The sequence below is a fragment of the Dolichospermum sp. UHCC 0406 genome, from assembly GCF_009712025.1.
GTDB classification, from domain to species: domain Bacteria; phylum Cyanobacteriota; class Cyanobacteriia; order Cyanobacteriales; family Nostocaceae; genus Dolichospermum; species Dolichospermum lemmermannii.
This window is the reverse complement of sequence record NZ_VILA01000018.1, coordinates 1-17,922: the sequence shown is the minus strand read 5'-3', so window position 1 is coordinate 17,922 and position 17,922 is coordinate 1. Positions and strand designations below refer to the sequence as shown.

Below are 17,922 nucleotides of genomic sequence, written 5' to 3'. Positions count from 1 at the left end.
ATATCTCATATGATTAACTAGTTCTCCAGGGGAAGCAATAGTTGCTTACTATTTATATGGTTTTGTCGAATTCTTGGAAGATTTTTATTGGTAGCATTTAGTTCTGACAAAATAAAATCAGTAAAAGCTTGTTGTTTACAAATTTTTTCATAATCAATAAAATCTGAGTTATTAGATTTTTGATAATATTGTTGGGCTAGAGTATTAAATTTATCATTGGTTTGGATAAATATTTCTTCACATTTTTCAATATCATTAAGAATACTAATAATTGTTTCACAATATTTTTCTATATCTTTCTTATTTTTACAACTAGGACAATCACTATCACTAACAATATATTTAAAAATCATTAGTAGATAATATTTAACTTTAGTTGATGTATCTTTTTTTTCATAATTCAGATTTACATATATTTTCAATTTTTTGTATAAATAGTTAAGTTGATAAAATGCCCATGAACTTGTGTAATAAGGGATTGGATAATGAGAATTAGCAAAAATATCATTTCCAATTCTATCAATTAATTTTTTATCAAAATAGCTAAAATTATGAGGTTCATCCAAAAACATTGCAGTGAAAGTTTTAATCTGAGGTCTAATTTTAATAATTCTATTTTTAATAACATCTTGGCGCAGAAATTGTCCGGGTCTTCTTTCATAATAAAGTGGCTTCTGATGTCCTGATTTCTGAATCTCATAATATTCATCTAATTTTTTATTAAAATCAGATAAAGCAGCTAGTAATTCTTTCTGAACCTCTGTTTGAGAATTAGTCGCCTTAATAATTTCATTTCTAATATTATCGTTATCTGTTTCTATTATTTTAACAAGAATAATTGTATCATCTATGTTAGATACATTTTTACAAATATTCAGTACATGACTAGTTTGACAACCATTAACAATTTGATAGTCAACTAATCTATATGTTTTATCTTTGACTATGTGTAACTCTTGAGTAATAATAGTAACTCCATTATTTAAAATAGGAAAAAGATAAATTTTATCGTCAGATTCAAGAGTTTGTTTTATGCCTTCATTAATTCTATTTTCTTCTCCTAAAAAACCTCTAACATTATCATAAAAAATAAAATCTCTGATGCTTTTATCTTCATCTTCACGCAAAATTATTTTCCTAAATTCAGAAAAAGACATTGTTGTTATATATGCTTTCTCTACTCCAGGAACTTCCAAATCAAAGGAATTATTAACTTTAATAGTAGTCTCAACTTGAAGTTGAGTTTGTCTATATAACTTTTCAATATCTTTATATCCCCAAAAAGAAAAATTAATACTAGATAAAAATGTCAATTCCTCTTCTAACTCTTTCAACAATCTTAATTGTTTATTTTTGATTTTAGACTCAGCATCTTTGTGAGAAATACTGATATAGTAAATCTTACATTCTGGACGTTTCCGTATATTTTTAATATATGTTTTCAGTAAATGTGATGCTAAGTTTGCCTTTTCCTGAACTTTCTGACTTCTTGAATAGAAAGGTTTTTTATCTCGATAATCTGCAAAAAAATCTTTAATTGCACTCATTGTTCTCTCTACAACAGTAAGTTCAAAACTGTTTTTTAACTTAGCTTGTATGAAAATAAATTTTAATTCAAAACTTCTATTTTTATTATCTCCAATTATATTTTCTGCATCATCTTTAGAATTAACTAAAATATCATCAATTAAAATACCAATACCATCTAATCCTGTATCACTCGGTTGTCCAGTATGAACTTTAGTAATATCAAATTCGTCTCCTGTTCGATTAGAAGACGAAAAGACACAATAATTAGCGAATCGTTCAAAATCTGTAGGATCATCTTTCGATTCTAGCTCATAATCTTGCAAATATTCCTGAACAAAACTGTTGATTACGGGATCTATCATGGTTTTTTTTAATTTCAATATCTTGGTATTAACACAAGATTATAATATAGCAATTCTCACAAACAAACTACCTAATTTTACAAAAATAAACTTTGCTATCAAACTTAGCAAGGTGATTGTTATTTACCAGTGACAAAACAATTATTGCCGCTTTTATCTGTATAAACATATCTATTAAAAACAATCTTCCATTAATTATGCAAAAACCGCAATCAATATATCCAATTTTTGCATAATTACTCAAATTTAGTAACCTACTATACGAACTGTTATGAAAAATCACACTAACGTAACAATATCGAAACTGTTACACCACCAACCAGGAAACTACTATCAGTTATTTCCCCAAAGTGGCAAGTACAGAACCGATAAGAACACGGATACACAGTTAATTCAGTCCTGTTTCCCCAAAAAAAGCATAATGATAGAAACAGCAACTACCACAGATAAACTCAATAAATTCGAGAAATTCAAAGCCGAAAAAGACGGACTCGTAGTTAAAAACGAAATAGAAAATTTTGCCCAAATTGGTTGGGAAGCAGTGGACGAAAACGACCTCAACCATCGCCTAAAATGGTTAGGTGTATTTTTCCGTCCAGTCACTCCCGGTAAATTCATGATGCGAATGCGTCTACCTAACGGTATTCTCAACAGCAGTCAATTGTCAGTTTTAGCAGAAGTGGTACAGCGTTACGGTGAAAATGGCAGCGCCGATATTACCACTAGACAGAATATACAACTACGCGGGATCAACTTTGAAGATATCCCCGATATCTTTAATAAATTTCACAAAGTCGGATTGACTACTATCCAATCAGGGATGGATAACGTCCGTAATATTACAGGTGATCCTGTAGCTGGTTTAGATGCAGATGAGTTTTATGATACCAGAGAATTAGTGCAGCAAATCCAGGATATGCTGACTAACAACGGTGAAGGTAATCCAGAATTTAGCAATCTTCCCCGCAAATTTAATATTGCAATTACTGGAGGAAGAGATAATTCCGTTCATGCAGAAATTAACGATTTAGCCTTTATTCCCGCTTTTTGGAGAAATGAAAACGAAGTACCAATCTTTGGGTTTAACGTCATTGTCGGCGGCTTATTTTCGGCAAAACGTTGTGAAGCTGCTATTCCTCTCAATGTTTGGGTATCTCCCGCCGAAGTTGTATCATTATGCAAAGTCATTGTCGAGATTTTCCGAGATCATGGCTTACGTGCAAATAGACTAAAAGCCCGATTAATGTGGTTACTTGATGAATGGGGGATAGAAAAATTCCGTGCTGAAGTAGAAAAGCGAGTTGGAAAATCATTATTACCCGCAGCAGCAAAAGATGAAATTGACTGGGAAAAACGGGATCATGTGGGCATATATAAACAAAAACAACCTGGATTTAACTACGCAGGTTTAAATATTCCCGTCGGCAGATTGTCTGCTGATGATATGTTGGAAATTGCCAGATTAGCGGAAGTTTACGGAAGCGGAGAAATCCGGTTTACCGTAGAACAAAATGTCATTATCCCGAATATTCCCGATTCCAGTTTAACAACATTTTTCACAGAATCTATATTAGAGAAATTTTCAGTTAATCCTGGTTTATTAATGCGATCGCTAGTATCATGTACAGGCGCACAATTTTGCAACTTTGCCTTAATAGAAACCAAAAATCGCGCCTTAGCAATGATTAAATCATTGGAATCTGAACTAACTTTATCACGTCCTGTGCGAATTCATTGGACAGGATGCCCTAACTCCTGTGGACAGCCCCAAGTAGCCGATATTGGCTTAATGGGAACTAAAGTGCGTAAAAATGGCAAAATGTTGGAAGGTGTAGACATTTACATGGGTGGAACAGTGGGGAAAGACGCACATTTAGGAACTTGTGTGCAAAAAAGTATTCCCTGCGAAGACTTACAACCCATATTGAAAGAAATACTAATTACCAAATTTGGGGCAAAATTGCGAGAACCAGCAATAATTTAACCTCAATAACTAGACATAAAATCATCCGCGTTTATCTGCGTTTATCCGCGTTTGATAAATCATTAATTTAGGCAATTTCATAATTGTCCTTGGATTTTTATATCCAATTTTTCAGAAATTCAATTATTTAGCGAGAAAAGAAATGTTAAAAGGATTATTTTCATTCCAAGGACGCTATCGCATATTACATCAGACATGGTTTGCATTTTTCCTAACCTTTGTTTGTTGGTTTAACTTTGCCCCCTTCGCTACCACAATTGGAAAAGAATTACATTTACTTCCTGAACAAATTAAAACATTAGGAATTTGTAACCTAGCATTAACAATTCCGGCTCGTCTAATTATTGGGATGTTATTGGATAAATTCGGGCCAAGAATTACCTATTCCCTCTTATTAATGTTTGCAGTTGTTCCTTGTTTAGCAACAGCATTAGCCCAAGACTTTAACCAACTAGTTATTAGTCGCTTATTAATGGGAATAGTCGGTTCTGGATTTGTGGTAGGAATCCGCATGGTAGCCGAATGGTTTCCTCCCAAAGAAATGGGAATTGCCCAGGGTATTTATGGCGGTTGGGGTAACTTTGGAGCATTTGGAGCAGAATTTGCATTACCAACAATTGCAATTGCAACCAGCTTTTTAGGTGGTAGCGGTTCTAACTGGAGATTAACAATTGCCTTAACAGGAATTGTCACTGCAATTTACGGATTATTCTACTTTAAAAGCGTTCAAGATACACCCAGCGGTAAAGTTTATCAAAAACCCAAGAAAAATGGCTCATTAGAAGTAACTTCTATTAAAAGCTTTTGGGCGTTGATTGTTTCCAACCTTGGTTTAATATTCGCATTGGGTTTATTAGCTTGGAGACTAGAACAAAAGAAAATTCATTTCCTCACACTTAGCCAAATGTATATAGTTTGGATTGTATTAGCAGGATTATTTGCTTACCAAACTTACCAAGCATATCAAGTCAATCACGAATTACTAACAGGAAAAAAAACCTACCCAGCAAATCAACGTTATCAATTCGGTCAAGTAGCATTATTAGAATTTACCTACATTACCAACTTTGGTTCAGAACTTGCAGCCGTTTCCATGCTCCCGGCATTCTTTGAAAAAACCTTTGGTTTAGAACATATTGTCGCCGGCATGATTGCCTCCATTTATCCCTTTCTTAACCTAGTTTCTCGTCCCAGTGGTGGTTTAATTTCCGATAAATTAGGTTCGCGTAAATGGACAATGACAATAGTTTCTGCGGGGATTGCAATAGGTTATTTAATGGCACATTTCATTAACAAAGATTGGCCTATCCCCCTCGCAATTGCTGTCACCATGTTTGCGGCTTACTTTGCTCAAGCTGGTTGTGGTGCAACTTACGGAATAGTGCCATTAATCAAAAAAGAAGCAACCGGACAAATAGCCGGAAACGTCGGTGCTTACGGCAACTTTGGCGGCGTAGTTTATCTAACAATCTATAGTTTAACAGACCCATCAACCCTATTTGCCACCATGGGAATAGCCGCCATGATTTGCGCCTTTATGTGTGGATTCTTCCTCAAAGAACCAAAAAATTCATTTGCATCTGATAATGAAAATGAAGGAGAAATAATTAATCATCAATCTGTTTTAATAGAAGAATAATTATCTCACGCAAAGGCGCAAAGGTAAGAAAATAAAAACTAGAAATTAAAAATATTTCTCCTCTTATGAAATTATCTCTGTGTCCTCTGTGCCTCTGTGGTTCGTTTATCATAACTTTGCTCCTTAGCGTCTACCCTGCGGGATCTCTAAGAGAGATTGCGCGAAATAACTTTTTAAACCTGCAAATATTATGACAGAATTTACCAAAACACTTTGTCCTTATTGCGGTGTTGGTTGCGGTTTAGAAGTTTCTCCACCAGCCCAACATGGAAAAGCCACAAATCGAGATAGTGAAGGAATTCCTATTTGGCGAGTTAGGGGTGATAAATCCCATCCTTCTAGTCAAGGAATGGTATGTGTTAAAGGTGCAACTATTGCTGAATCTTTGGATAAAAGTAGATTACATTATCCCATGGTGCGCGATTCTTTAGATGCAGAATTTCGGCGTGTGAGTTGGAATGAAGCTTTTGATATTATTACCCACCGGATTCAAACATTGAGATTGAATCAAGCCACAGATTCTATCTGTATGTATGGTTCTGGACAATTTCAAACAGAAGATTATTATATTGCTCAAAAGTTACTTAAAGGTTGTTTAGGAACTAATAATTTCGATGCTAATTCCCGGTTGTGTATGTCTAGTGCGGTATCTGGGTATATTCAAAGTTTTGGTGCTGATGGTCCTCCTTGCTGTTACGATGATTTAGAATTAACTGATTGTGCTTTTTTAATTGGTACAAATACAGCAGAATGTCATCCCATTATTTTTAATAAGTTAGCAAAATATCATAAAAAAAATCGCCATGTTAAAATGGTTGTGGTTGACCCTCGGCGGACTCCCACAGCCGAAGCAGCCGATTTACATTTAGCTATTCGTCCAGGTACAGATATTGATTTGTTAAATGGTATTGCCCATTTATTAATGAAATGGAATTATGTTGATCTAGCTTTTATTGATGATTGTACTAGCAATTTTCCGGCTTATGCTGAGGTAATTCGGCATTATTCGCCGGAGGTAGTGGCGAGTCGTTGTGGTATTAGTATTGAAGATTTAGAAACTGCTGCTAAATATTGGGGAAAATCAAAATCTGTACTTTCTTTATGGTCAATGGGTGTTAATCAATCTTCAGAAGGTACGGCTAAAGTTAGAACTATTATTAATTTACATTTAATGACGGGACAAATCGGTAAACCTGGTGCTGGTCCTTTTTCTTTGACTGGTCAACCTAATGCTATGGGTGGCAGAGAAGCGGGAGGGTTAGCCCATTTATTACCGGGTTATCGGTTGGTAAAAAATGCCCAACATCGCGCAGAAGTTGAGGATTTTTGGGGTTTGGAAAGAGGACAAATTTCCCCTGTTCCTGGTTTAACTGCTTGGGAAATGATCACTGGTTTAGAAACTGGAAATGTGGGTTTATTGTGGATTGCTGCCACTAATCCGGCTGTGAGTATGCCAGATTTAGAAAGAACTAAAAAGGCGTTATTAAAATCTCCTTTTACTATCTATCAAGATGCTTATTACCCTACGGAAACATCAGCTTATGCTCATGTTTTGTTACCTGCGGCACAGTGGGGTGAAAAAACTGGGATTATGACGAATTCGGAAAGAATGGTCACTCTATGTTCGGCTTTTCGTGAACCACCCAGAGAAGCAAAACCTGATTGGGAAATTTTCGCAGAAGTGGGAAGAAGATTAGGTTTTAATGATAAGTTTAATTTCCAAAATTCGGCAGAAGTTTATCAGGAATTTGTCCAATTAACTCGTCAGCGTCCTTGTGATATGTCGGGTTTAAGTCATGGGTTTTTAGCCGCACAAGGTCCAACCCATTGGCCTTATGCACAGGGTAGTAATTCAGGAACTAAACGTCTATATACTAATTTGCGATTTCATACAAATGATGGACGCGCTAAGTTTGGTGCATATTATTCTAAAGGACTTGCTGAACCACCGGATGAGAATTATCCTTTTATATTAACTACTGGTAGATTATATGGTCATTGGCATACACAAACACGCACCGGCAGAATTGAGAAAATTCGCAAACTGCACCCGCAACCGTTTATTGAGATTCATCCCCGTGATGCTGCTACTTTGGGTATTATTGATAATCAGTGGTTAGAGGTGCGATCGCGTCGTGGTACAACTAAGTTTCCAGCTAAAGTTACAAAAGCTATTTCTCCCGGTACTGTCTTTGTCCCTATGCACTGGGGTAAACTGTGGGCAGATGATGCAGAAGCTAACGCTCTTACCCATTCAGAAGCTTGTCCTGATTCCCTGCAACCGGAATTAAAAGCCTGTGCTGTGCAGTTAGTTCCAATTCTTGTAGAATCTACGGTTAAAAATTATCAACTTCAGTCTTCTCAGTGGTAAGCTTTTGTCTGAATCAGGATGTCCAGGATTAAAGGATAAACAGGATAAATAGGGTGAGAACAAAAACTTTATCACCAATTACCGATTAAAATCTTTGCAGCAAAGTATTAATTTGTTGCAGTTTAGCTGCTAATACACCACTGCTGATTAGTTCAGTGGCTGTGTCTATACCAGTTTGCATATCTGAACAAATACCAGTGCGCCATAGATAAAAACCACCATTCCATAGGGCTGTTTGGCTTAGTTCGCTGGTTTTTCCCGTTAAAATCCCCTGCATTTCCTTAATGAGTTCTTCTGTGGTTGTGAGGGGAACGTTTTTAGTGATAAAGCCATATTCACGGGGTGCGAGTTGTAGCCGGGTTAATACTTCTGGGTTTGATGAAGATAAGCCGATAATGGCTGTGCGATCGCGTGGTAAGTCACAACTACCCTCTAAACCCTTGATAAAAGTGTATTTATTCACCCCACGTAATCCCAAAGCAGTCTGAAACATTCCTTCTGTGGGTGGATGAACAAAACCGGCAATAATGTGAGCATCACTCGTATATGGACACCAAATCAACTCCATTGTGGCTAACGGTGGACGTTTCCCCAATTGCTCACGGTATTCCCACAAAGTTTGATTTAAAGGAAAATGCTTAGGTGTGTAAATAAAACCGATTCCTGTTTGTTCAAAAACCTGCTGGGTTTGTTCGAGTGATAAACCAGTCCAATCTATTCCTAAACCTTGCCAAATCTCGATTAAAGGTAAACCATATTTTGTCGGTAAGCGATCTCCTCCGTGCATAATTACAGGTTGTCCCGCAGCAGCTAATAATAAAGCCGTAATTATATTAATTGGTGCAGTGCGGGTTCTGCCATCATAGGGTACACCCAAAACTATCACAGGTTGGGCTATTGGTAGCAATTTGGGTCCGATTTCATAGTAACTGTCTAACATCCCTGCTAATTCTTCACCTGTGGGACGTTTAATGCGGTGAGCAATTAAAAATGCGCCAATTTGCGCTGGTGTGGCTTCACCTAATAACATCATTTTTGTTGCAGTAGCGGCTTCAGCACGAGTTAAATTATCTGATGTGTGAGTTCCACTACCTACTTTTTGAATAAATTCTCTAAATTTATTAGTCATTTGTTAGTTGTTAGTTGTCAGTTGTCAGTTGTCAGTGGAAAAAGGTAATAGTTTATTTTTAATTTTTTATTTCCGGAATATTATCTTTGACAAGTTGCCAAAAATATTGAATAGGGGGAATGTGGAGACGATCTTGAGTTGTTACCATCACTACCCGACGAGTTAAACTAGAATTATCAGCTAAATTACTATTTTCGGCTAGGGGACGAACTGCCAGGGTGGGATCATGTCTGGCTTCTATTAATGCTGATTGGGGAAGTAAGGCAATGAGTTCTCCTTGACGAACTACTCCCCGAAAGGCATCCAGGGTATTTACTTCTAAAGCTGCTTTGAGTGTAGCTTTCATCTGTTCAAATTTATCTTGAATCAGACGTTGCATTCCATAACCATCTTTAAATACCACTTGGGGATAACGAATTAACTCTAACCAGGGGATAGATTCATATTCAGATAGGGGATGATTTGCTGCGATGAGGACTTCTATGGGTTCTTCATATAGCAATTCTACGGCCATTTCTTTGCCGGTGATTAAAAAGCGATTGTGCATTACAATTGCTAAGTCTACTAAACCATCTTTGAGGACTTTCAGAGAGCGATCGCTTCCTAATGATGTGACTCGCAATTGCACCTCTGGATAATGATGACAAAATTTTTGTAACACTGGTGGTAGGTAAGAAGCACAGACTGAATGAATTGCTGCAATACATAGTTCTGGTTGCTTTCCCCCCATTAAATCTGTTAATTCCTGTGTAGCGGATTCCCATTCCTGGCAGATTTTATGCACACGAGGAAGTAAGCGTTCACCTCCTAAGGTTAATTTGGCATGGGTGCTGCGATGAAATAATTCTATGCCCAAATCTGCTTCTAATGCCTGAATTTGCCGACTAATAGTTGATTGAGTCACACCACATTGTTTAGCTGCTTGTTGAAAGCTACCTGTTTGAATGATCGCCAAAAAGGCTTGCAACTGCTCTAGACGCATTTTAATAGAACCTAAGTATAAATGAATAACTCTTATTAATTTAACGGGTTATCTGTATAATTTTAATTTAATTTAATTTGTTGTCCAGCATTTAATTTACATAATCACATTAGCAAAAATACTTGTGCATACTGAATTGATGCGTTGTATAACAACTGATATAGCAAGGAATAGGGAATAAAGTCAGAAAATTATTTCCCTCTGCCTCTTTCGTCCTGATTCCTGCTATGAGGTACATATCCAGCGGGCAAGATGCCCGCACTACAAGAGTTTCATAATTCAAGTTTGTACCTCATTAGAGCAAAATCTGCTGTATGATGACAGCCTGGAGATTGTCAAGTTGCTTTAACTAAGATAGAACCACCTTCAATTTTAGCTTGGTAAGTTTTCAGCGGTTTTTTAGCAGGACCTTCTTGTGCTTTACCATCAGGAGCAAATTTTGCACCATGACAGGGACAGACAAATTTACCTTGTTTTGCGTTCCAGTCGATGCTACAACCTTGATGAGTACAGGTAGGATTAACAGCAATCAGATTTTTTGCGGCTTTAGATGTGCCAACTACTAATACTGCGCCAATGGTTGAATTTTCTACTAATAGTTGCCCAGTTTTGTCTAATTGTGCTACAGTACCCACTTTTTGCCAGCCTTTCGTGGCAGCATTAGCAGATGTACTCGTTTCGGGAGAACAGGCTGCAATTGCGACAGGTAAGGAACTCGCTAAACAACCTAATCCTACCCAATTTATAAAGTCACGACGTTTCATATTTGCTGGTAATCAATATGTGATTTTTTACTAACATCTATTATTACTGGCGATGTTGGATAATGTCATTATTTAATTATTGATTTGTGCTGATGGAATTGAGGGCGCATACTCTGCAACTCTACGGTTTTTGTGAGTTTAAATCATTATTTTTGTTATAAATGCTTTATTAAAGTAGTAAGTTAATTTATTATTAAATAATTTAATTACATGAATTTTAACTAAACATAAAATAATCTTAATTGATTGTCATATAGGAATCCGGTTTAATTCTTGGAAAGATACGTAGGTGCGTTACGCGATTGCTAACACACCCTACAATACTCCACCAAAATGTAAATGATATTCAGGGATGTTATACATTGTAGCATTTTTAGTTATCTGATGTCTGTTCATTTCTCCAGTGTTAATTTCTGAGGAATAGATTTTGTCAGATTTTGAAATTAATTTTTTAACTATTAAGTTTGATGTATAATGAATTTTTGGTTTAGTATAATATTATAGCTATGAATACTTGCCATGATGCGGTTAAAAATGCTTTAATCTAAAAATTTGATAAGGAAAAAGAAAAAATGGATAATCTTTTTGGTAATTTAAACTTTCAGACACTACAAGAAAACCCAGATTTCAAAGAAGATAGTGTTAGAGAAGTAATTATTCTTCCTATTTTAAAAGCACTTGGGTATACAGAAACAAATATAGTTCGTAGTAAAACATTACAATAACAAATTAATAGCCGAAAGTATCAAAGAAATGTATCGAGTGCTAAAGTTTGATCGTTGGTTATCATTTGTATTTGCTCATAAAGATCCTGAATTTTGGCATTTAATTATTGACACTGCGGAAAGTTGTGGTTTTGAATATGTTGGTGCAGTACCGCAAAAAAACGGACAAACAAGTTTTAAGAAAAGACAAAATCCTTTTACAGTTTTGTCAGGACAACTAATCATTAATTTTCGTAAAGTTCGCAGTCCTAAAGCCATCATGAAAGCCAATTTAGGGATGGATATTGCAGAAATTGTCATTCAGACTATTGAAGGAATTATTGCAAAAAATGATGGTGCAAGCCTGGAACAAATTAATGATGAACTCATTATTAAAGGCTTAGAATTAGGTTTTTTAGACTTGTTAAAAAAACAGTATTCAGATTTAACACCAATTTTAATTGATAATTTTGAATATGACGAAAAAACAGAACTATTTACTCTGAAAAAAGACACGAAATTCAAGTCACATATTGATGTAAAATTGAGAATTAAATACTATTTGATTAGTTATTTACGCAGAATGGAACGAGAAAAGAAAAAGCCAAGTTTTGATGAAATAGTTTTGCATCTATTACCGCTTTTAAAAAATGGAACTACCCCAGAAAATCAAACTATTTTGAGCGTATTAGAAGATATTGGAGAACGAATAGGAGAAAATAGTTGGACATTAAAAAAAGAAGGTCAACTTTCATTATTTTGATTAGAGATAATCCAAAGTCGAAAAAGAAGGACTCGCATTTAAAAATCGAATAAATAATTTTTCCCAAATCGTGAATAGCAAGATCCCCGACTTCTCTAAGAAGTCGGGGATCTAAATTAAATTACCTATTAGCCAAATATTGATACATTTCCCATCTTGCATTAACTTCTGCTTGCGCTTGTTCTAGCAACAACTTGGCAACCTCTGGTTTACTCTTCGTCAACATCTTGAATCGGTTCTCCTGATACATTGACTTTTCCACCGATTCAGAAGGTGCTTTCATATCCAATTGTAAGGGATTTTTCCCCTGTGATTGTAATGCCGGATTATAGCGATATAACAACCATCTTCCTGAGTCTACTAGAGCCTTTTGCTGATGTAAACCTTTGGTCATATCAATACCATGAGCAATACAATGACTGTAAGCAATTATGATTGATGGCCCATCAAAAGCTTCCGCTTCTAAAAATGCTTTGAGTGTATGTTCATCTTTTGCACCTAACGCCACACTCGCCACATAAACATTACCATAAGTCATGGCCATTAAACCCAAATCTTTCTTAGGTGCAGGTTTTCCACCAGTCGCATATTTAGCAACTGCGGCTTTTGGTGTGGCTTTGGAAGATTGTCCGCCAGTGTTAGAATAAACTTCTGTATCCATGACCAAAATATTCACATTTTTGCCTGTAGAAATCACATGATCAATCCCACCAAAATCTATATCATACGCCCAACCATCACCCCCAACTATCCACACACTTTTCTTAACTAAATAATCAGCGAGGGATTGAAGATTTTTGAACGCAGATAAACGCGGATTAACGCGGATATTTTTTTCATTTATCTGCGTGTATCTGTGTTCATCTGCGTTTAAAATTTCTTGGAGTTTATGTTTGAGAATGACGATTCTTTCCCGTTGATCCCAAATATCAGCTTCGGTTTTTTGTTCAGATTTCAGAATAGCATTAACTAAATTATCACTAATTTCACTACTTAATTGTGACAATAATTCGCCTGCAAATTCCGCTTGTTTGTCTATAGATAAACGATAACCAAAACCGAATTCGGCGTTATCTTCAAATAAACTATTGGACCAGGCCGGACCTCTTCCCTCAGCATTTTGACTCCAGGGAGTTGTGGGGAGATTTCCCCCGTAAATGGAAGAACAACCGGTGGCGTTGGCAATGAGTGAGCGATCGCCAAACAATTGTGTTAATAATTTAAGGTAGGGTGTTTCTCCACAACCAGCACAAGCACCAGAAAATTCAAACAATGGTTCTTGTAATTGCTGCTGACGAATTTGGCTTACTTTCAAAGTTTTCCGGTCAGGATTTGGTAAATTCAAAAAGAAGTTCCAATTTTCCCGTTCTTGTTCCCGCAACGGTAATTGCGGACTCATATTAATCGCCTTGCGGGTGGGTTCTGCCTTGTTTTTGGCAGGACAGACGCTAACACAAATTTCACAGCCTGTACAGTCTTCTGGCGCTACCTGAATGGTGAATTTCTGGTTAGCAAAGTTTTTATCTTTGCTGTTAGTGGATTTAAAAGTTATCGGTGCATTGACTAACTCACCGGGTTGATAAGTTTTAGCGCGAATAGCCGCATGAGGACAAACCATCACACATTTGCTACATTGAACGCAGACATCACCATCCCAAACGGGTATTTCTTCTGCAACGTTGCGTTTTTCCCATTTTGCAGTGCCACTGGGGAAAGTTCCGTCAGCAGGTAAAGCACTGACAGGTAAATCATCACCTTCCCAGACCATGATTTTGCTAAGAACATTCTCGATAAATTTGGGTTTGGTAATTGCTAATTGCGTTTCTTCCCTATTACCTCTTACCAATGACCTATTACCGACTTCATGGAGATTTTCTAGAGTGTTGTCTACGGCTTTCAAATTCATCTTGACAACTTCCGCGCCTTTTTTACCATAAGTCTTTTCTATGGCTTGTTTGATTTTAGCAATTGCTGCTTTTTCTGGTAATACTCCTGCTAAAGCAAAGAAACACACCTGCATGATAGTATTGATTCTGTGTCCCATACCACTATTTTTCGCTACTTGACTAGCGTTAATAGCGTAAATTTTCAGATTTTTGTCAATAATCTGCTGTTGGACTTTTGGGGGTAGATTTTCCCAAACATGATCAGCATCATAAGGACTATTTAACAGCAAAGTCGCTCCGGGTGCAGCCGCTTTTAAAATATCAATACTTTCCACAAATCCCCAATGGTGACAACCGATAAAATTAGCTTTGTCTATGAGGTAAGTTGAGCGAATTTTTCCAGCACCAAAACGCAGATGAGAAACTGTCATTGAACCGGATTTTTTAGAATCATAAACAAAGTAACCTTGGGCGTTATTTTCTGTTCCCTCACCGATGATTTTGATGGAGTTCTTATTTGCACCAACTGTACCATCTGAACCCAAACCATAGAACATTGCGCGAACTACATGATCTGGTTCTGTAGAGAAATTAGGGTCAAAATTCAAAGAAGTGAAAGTGACATCATCATTAATCCCAATTGTGAAATGATTTTTGGGTTTAATTTGAGTGAGATTATCAAAAATACTCTTCACCATTGCAGGAGTAAATTCTTTAGAAGAAAGTCCATATCTTCCCCCAACAATTTTCGGAAATGTGGTTTTTTTCCAGCCTTCATAAATAGCTGTCACCACATCTAAATATAAAGGTTCTCCTGCGCTTCCGGCTTCTTTGGTTCTATCAAGAACGGCAATAGATTTAACACTATTTGGTAATGCTTCTATAAATCTGGAAACATCAAAAGGACGGAAAAGCCGCACTTTGATAACTCCGACTTTTTCCCCTTGGTTGTTGAGATAATCCACTGTTTCATGAACAGTTTCACAACCAGAACCCATAATCACAATTACTCTTTCTGCGTCAGTGCTTCCATGATATTCATAAAGTTTGTAATATCTGCCTGTGCGTTCTCCAAATTTGTCCATAATTTTTTGGACAATATCAGCACAAACATTGTAATAAGGGTTTGCACCTTCACGCGATTGGAAATAAACATCAGGATTTTGTGCCGTTCCTCGTAATACTGGTTTGTCTGGAGTTAAACACCGTTGACGATGTGCAAATACTAAAGATTGGGGAATGAAAGATTGTAAATCTTCATCTGCTAATAACTCAACTTTCTGCACTTCATGGGAAGTTCTAAATCCATCAAAAAAGTGCATAAATGGTACTCTTGCTTCTAATGTTGCTGCATGAGAAATCAGTGCAAAATCATGACTTTCCTGTACAGAAGCGGAACATAAAAAAGCGAAACCAGTCGCTCTTGCAGCCATGACATCACTATGATCACCGAAAATAGATAACGCATGGGTAGCTAAAGAACGAGCAGAAACATGAAGTACGAAACTGGTTAATTCTCCGGCAATTTTGTACAAGTTAGGAATCATTAATAATAATCCCTGAGAAGCGGTGAAAGTTGTACTTAATGCCCCCGTTTGTAATGCCCCATGGACAGCAGCAGCAGCCCCTCCTTCGCTTTGCATTTGGGTGACACTGGGAACTGTTCCCCATAAATTGGGTTTATTTTCTGACATCCAAGCATCAGCCCATTCACCCATATTTGAAGATGGGGTGATAGGATAAATGGCAATGACTTCATTTAGTTTGTAAGCTACACGGGCAACGGCTTCATTACCATCAATTGTGGCATAGGATTTGGTCATGATTTTCCTTTTTGTGTCTTTTCTGGTTGTTTAAACTGTATGCAGAGAAACCAAAAAGATAAGCATTAGAAATAGCTAAAGTCAGGAAGTTAATTTGTGATCTTTTTTACAGTTTTATGAATTGGGAATTATTAATTATGAATCATTTTGACTTTTAGCCAATATTTTAATTATAGCAGATGGTAAATTTTCTATCTATATTAATATTAATGTTGTACTCAAGATTTATGATCTTTGATTTATCAAGGTTTGATGATTTTTATGGGGTGGAGGTGCGGGAGGTTTTTCCGTTGTCATTTTATCCTAAATTAGCCTATTTCCTTTTTTTGGTTTTAGTACCTCACAAAATCGCGTTTCACTCAGTTACACGTTAAATAGGTAAAATAGACAAAAAATACTCAAGGAATAACTCGCAAGACAGACTCGCTTGATCACCTTTTAGATCAACTAACCCCATCTTTTGTAACTGAAAACCTTGCTCTGGAGTATAATCTACAGGAGTTGACTGGTTGACAATCGTCTTTGCCTCACCTTCCTCTCATTCATTCTCCCTTCTCGTTCCCAGACTCCGGCTGGGAACGAGTTTACAACATCATTCTAAAACCCTATCCAACTTTTTCTTATCATTTAGATATAGACAATAGCGATCGCTTGCTCAATTATGGCTTTCAGGTAGTGCTAAAAAAGGGTTAATTACCCTACGAATTTATTGTACTTCTTCCAATGAAACACCTAATTTATATGCCATACGGTTATTCTTTTTCGGAGATATTTAATAGAAAAACTTATTCAGATTTATCAATCTCATCCTTTATGGTTCAAGCAAATTGTCAACGTGATCGAAAATTTACTTAATCGTGATCCATCGCTGATATTAGAAAATACTGAAACTTTTCTGACAGATAATATGCAACAGGAATTTAATCTAATTATTAATCAACTTTCAACTAGGGAAAAAAAGATATTAATGATATTAGCAAATAATGAAACATCTTTATCTACAAGTGATATATTTAAACAATCATCTTTATCTTTAAATGAAGTAATTAATGGATTAGAAAAATTGGCGTTGCTGAATTGAGGTATGAAATTCCCAAATTGAACCTTTAAAACTCAAACCTCAGTGCGTCTCTGCGCCTTTGCGTGAGACTAAAATTCATACCCTTAATCAGCAACGCCGAAAAATTAAGCGATCGCTGTTTAATTACACAACAAAAATCTTGTTTTCAAATAAATGAACTTATCAAAACATATTTAATTCAGACTGAGTTCGTAGTTGGACTTTAACCCTAGCCCTTTCAAGCTAGCCCTTTCAAGATGGTGAAATTTGGAACGACAATTGGTTGTTTTAAGCTTCGCAAAACCGAAAATATGACCGAAAGATTCAAGATGGTAGTAATGAAACAACGTATTTCCGTTAGTCACCTTGAAAGGGCTAGACTTTAACTCCTAGAAAAAACGCCAAAAATAAACTCCCTCGATAGTCAACTAAAGAGAGAGTTTTTTGTAAATAATAAACCTGGCATCGAGCTATTTTCACGGAGGGCTACCCCTAAACTATCGTCGCCGCAGCAGCGTTTCACCTCTGAGTTCGGGAAGGGATCAGTGTGGTTCCACCGCGCCATAGACACCAGGAAACAATTAAAAATTAAAAATTCAGAATTAAAAATTAATTACCGATTTTTAACTTAGGGTATTCACAACCCTGAAGACTGCAAAAAGAACGAGAATCAGCAGTGATAATTAACCACCAAAAACTTACATTTTTAATTTTTAATTATCAATTTTTAATTGAATTAGAGGTCAAGCCCTCGGTCTATTAGTACTCCTCAGCTTCATACATTACTGCACTTCCACTTAAAGCCTATTAACGGGTGTTCTGCCCGTGACCTTACCTACAAATTGTAGTGAGAGTACTCATCTTGAGGTGGGCTTCCCACTTAGATGCTTTCAGCGGTTATCCTCTCCGCACTTGGCTACCCAGC

At 36.4% G+C, this 17,922-nt stretch carries 12 protein-coding genes and 2 rRNA genes; 6 read left to right on the top strand and 8 right to left on the bottom strand.

Translation table 11 applies throughout. The annotated features are described in order from the left end of the window. Window positions 1-17: 17 nt before the first annotated feature. Window positions 18-1,892 carry an AIPR family protein gene (locus FJR09_RS17275; RefSeq protein WP_168652823.1) on the bottom strand — a complete coding sequence of 625 codons (1,875 nt, stop codon included), beginning with the start codon at window positions 1,890-1,892 and terminating at the stop codon, window positions 18-20. Window positions 1,893-2,313: 421 nt separating this feature from the next. On the opposite strand from FJR09_RS17275, the gene FJR09_RS17270 reads away from it, so the two are divergent. The 3 genes from FJR09_RS17270 (at window position 2,314) to FJR09_RS17260 (ending at window position 7,886) form a co-directional block, all read left to right on the top strand. Next, window positions 2,314-3,876, top strand: coding sequence for a ferredoxin--nitrite reductase (locus FJR09_RS17270; RefSeq protein WP_168652822.1), 1,563 nt, complete (start codon window positions 2,314-2,316; stop codon window positions 3,874-3,876). Between the two features lie 142 nt (window positions 3,877-4,018). Then, entirely contained in the window at window positions 4,019-5,515 is a 1,497-nt protein-coding gene (locus FJR09_RS17265) for a NarK family nitrate/nitrite MFS transporter (protein WP_015081558.1), read from the top strand. Window positions 5,516-5,705: 190 nt separating this feature from the next. Next, the gene (locus tag FJR09_RS17260; RefSeq protein WP_168652821.1) at window positions 5,706-7,886 is read left to right on the top strand and encodes a molybdopterin oxidoreductase family protein; all 2,181 of its coding nucleotides are present in this window, start codon (window positions 5,706-5,708) and stop codon (window positions 7,884-7,886) included. An 85-nt stretch (window positions 7,887-7,971) separates the two neighbouring features. Here the strand turns inward: FJR09_RS17260 and FJR09_RS17255 are convergent, their stop codons facing one another. The 3 genes from FJR09_RS17255 to FJR09_RS17245 form a co-directional block, all read right to left on the bottom strand. Beyond that, window positions 7,972-9,015, bottom strand: coding sequence for an anthranilate phosphoribosyltransferase family protein (locus FJR09_RS17255; protein ID WP_015081556.1), 1,044 nt, complete (start codon window positions 9,013-9,015; stop codon window positions 7,972-7,974). A 58-nt stretch (window positions 9,016-9,073) separates the two neighbouring features. Next, complete coding sequence (locus FJR09_RS17250) at window positions 9,074-9,997, bottom strand: LysR family transcriptional regulator (protein ID WP_015081555.1); 924 nt, start codon at window positions 9,995-9,997, stop codon at window positions 9,074-9,076. A gap of 335 nt (window positions 9,998-10,332) precedes the next feature. Beyond that, on the bottom strand, window positions 10,333-10,761 hold the full coding sequence (locus FJR09_RS17245; protein WP_015081554.1) for a ubiquinol-cytochrome c reductase iron-sulfur subunit: 429 nt from the start codon (window positions 10,759-10,761) through the stop codon (window positions 10,333-10,335). A 572-nt stretch (window positions 10,762-11,333) separates the two neighbouring features. Here FJR09_RS17245 and FJR09_RS17240 point away from each other — a divergent pair. Then, window positions 11,334-11,486: a type I restriction enzyme HsdR N-terminal domain-containing protein gene (locus FJR09_RS17240; RefSeq protein WP_148279087.1), complete on the top strand. Its 153-nt coding sequence runs from the start codon at window positions 11,334-11,336 to the stop codon at window positions 11,484-11,486. A 37-nt stretch (window positions 11,487-11,523) separates the two neighbouring features. Next, on the top strand, window positions 11,524-12,228 hold the full coding sequence (locus FJR09_RS17235; RefSeq protein WP_200863832.1) for a hypothetical protein: 705 nt from the start codon (window positions 11,524-11,526) through the stop codon (window positions 12,226-12,228). Between the two features lie 121 nt (window positions 12,229-12,349). Here the strand turns inward: FJR09_RS17235 and nifJ are convergent, their stop codons facing one another. Next, entirely contained in the window at window positions 12,350-15,937 is a 3,588-nt protein-coding gene (gene nifJ, locus FJR09_RS17230; RefSeq protein ID WP_168652820.1) for a pyruvate:ferredoxin (flavodoxin) oxidoreductase, read from the bottom strand. A gap of 370 nt (window positions 15,938-16,307) precedes the next feature. After that, window positions 16,308-16,454, bottom strand: coding sequence for an AAA-like domain-containing protein (locus tag FJR09_RS26225; protein ID WP_083881489.1), 147 nt, complete (start codon window positions 16,452-16,454; stop codon window positions 16,308-16,310). 318 nt (window positions 16,455-16,772) lie between these two features. Between FJR09_RS26225 and FJR09_RS17220 the strand changes: the two genes are divergently transcribed. After that, window positions 16,773-17,018, top strand: a complete 246-nt coding sequence (locus FJR09_RS17220; protein ID WP_015081551.1) for a hypothetical protein — start codon at window positions 16,773-16,775, stop codon at window positions 17,016-17,018. A gap of 436 nt (window positions 17,019-17,454) precedes the next feature. Here FJR09_RS17220 and rrf read toward each other — a convergent pair. Next, window positions 17,455-17,572: ribosomal RNA gene (gene rrf / locus FJR09_RS17215) — 5S ribosomal RNA — on the bottom strand. Between the two features lie 164 nt (window positions 17,573-17,736). Further along, window positions 17,737-17,922 (bottom strand): 23S ribosomal RNA (locus tag FJR09_RS17210); the annotation flags it as partial.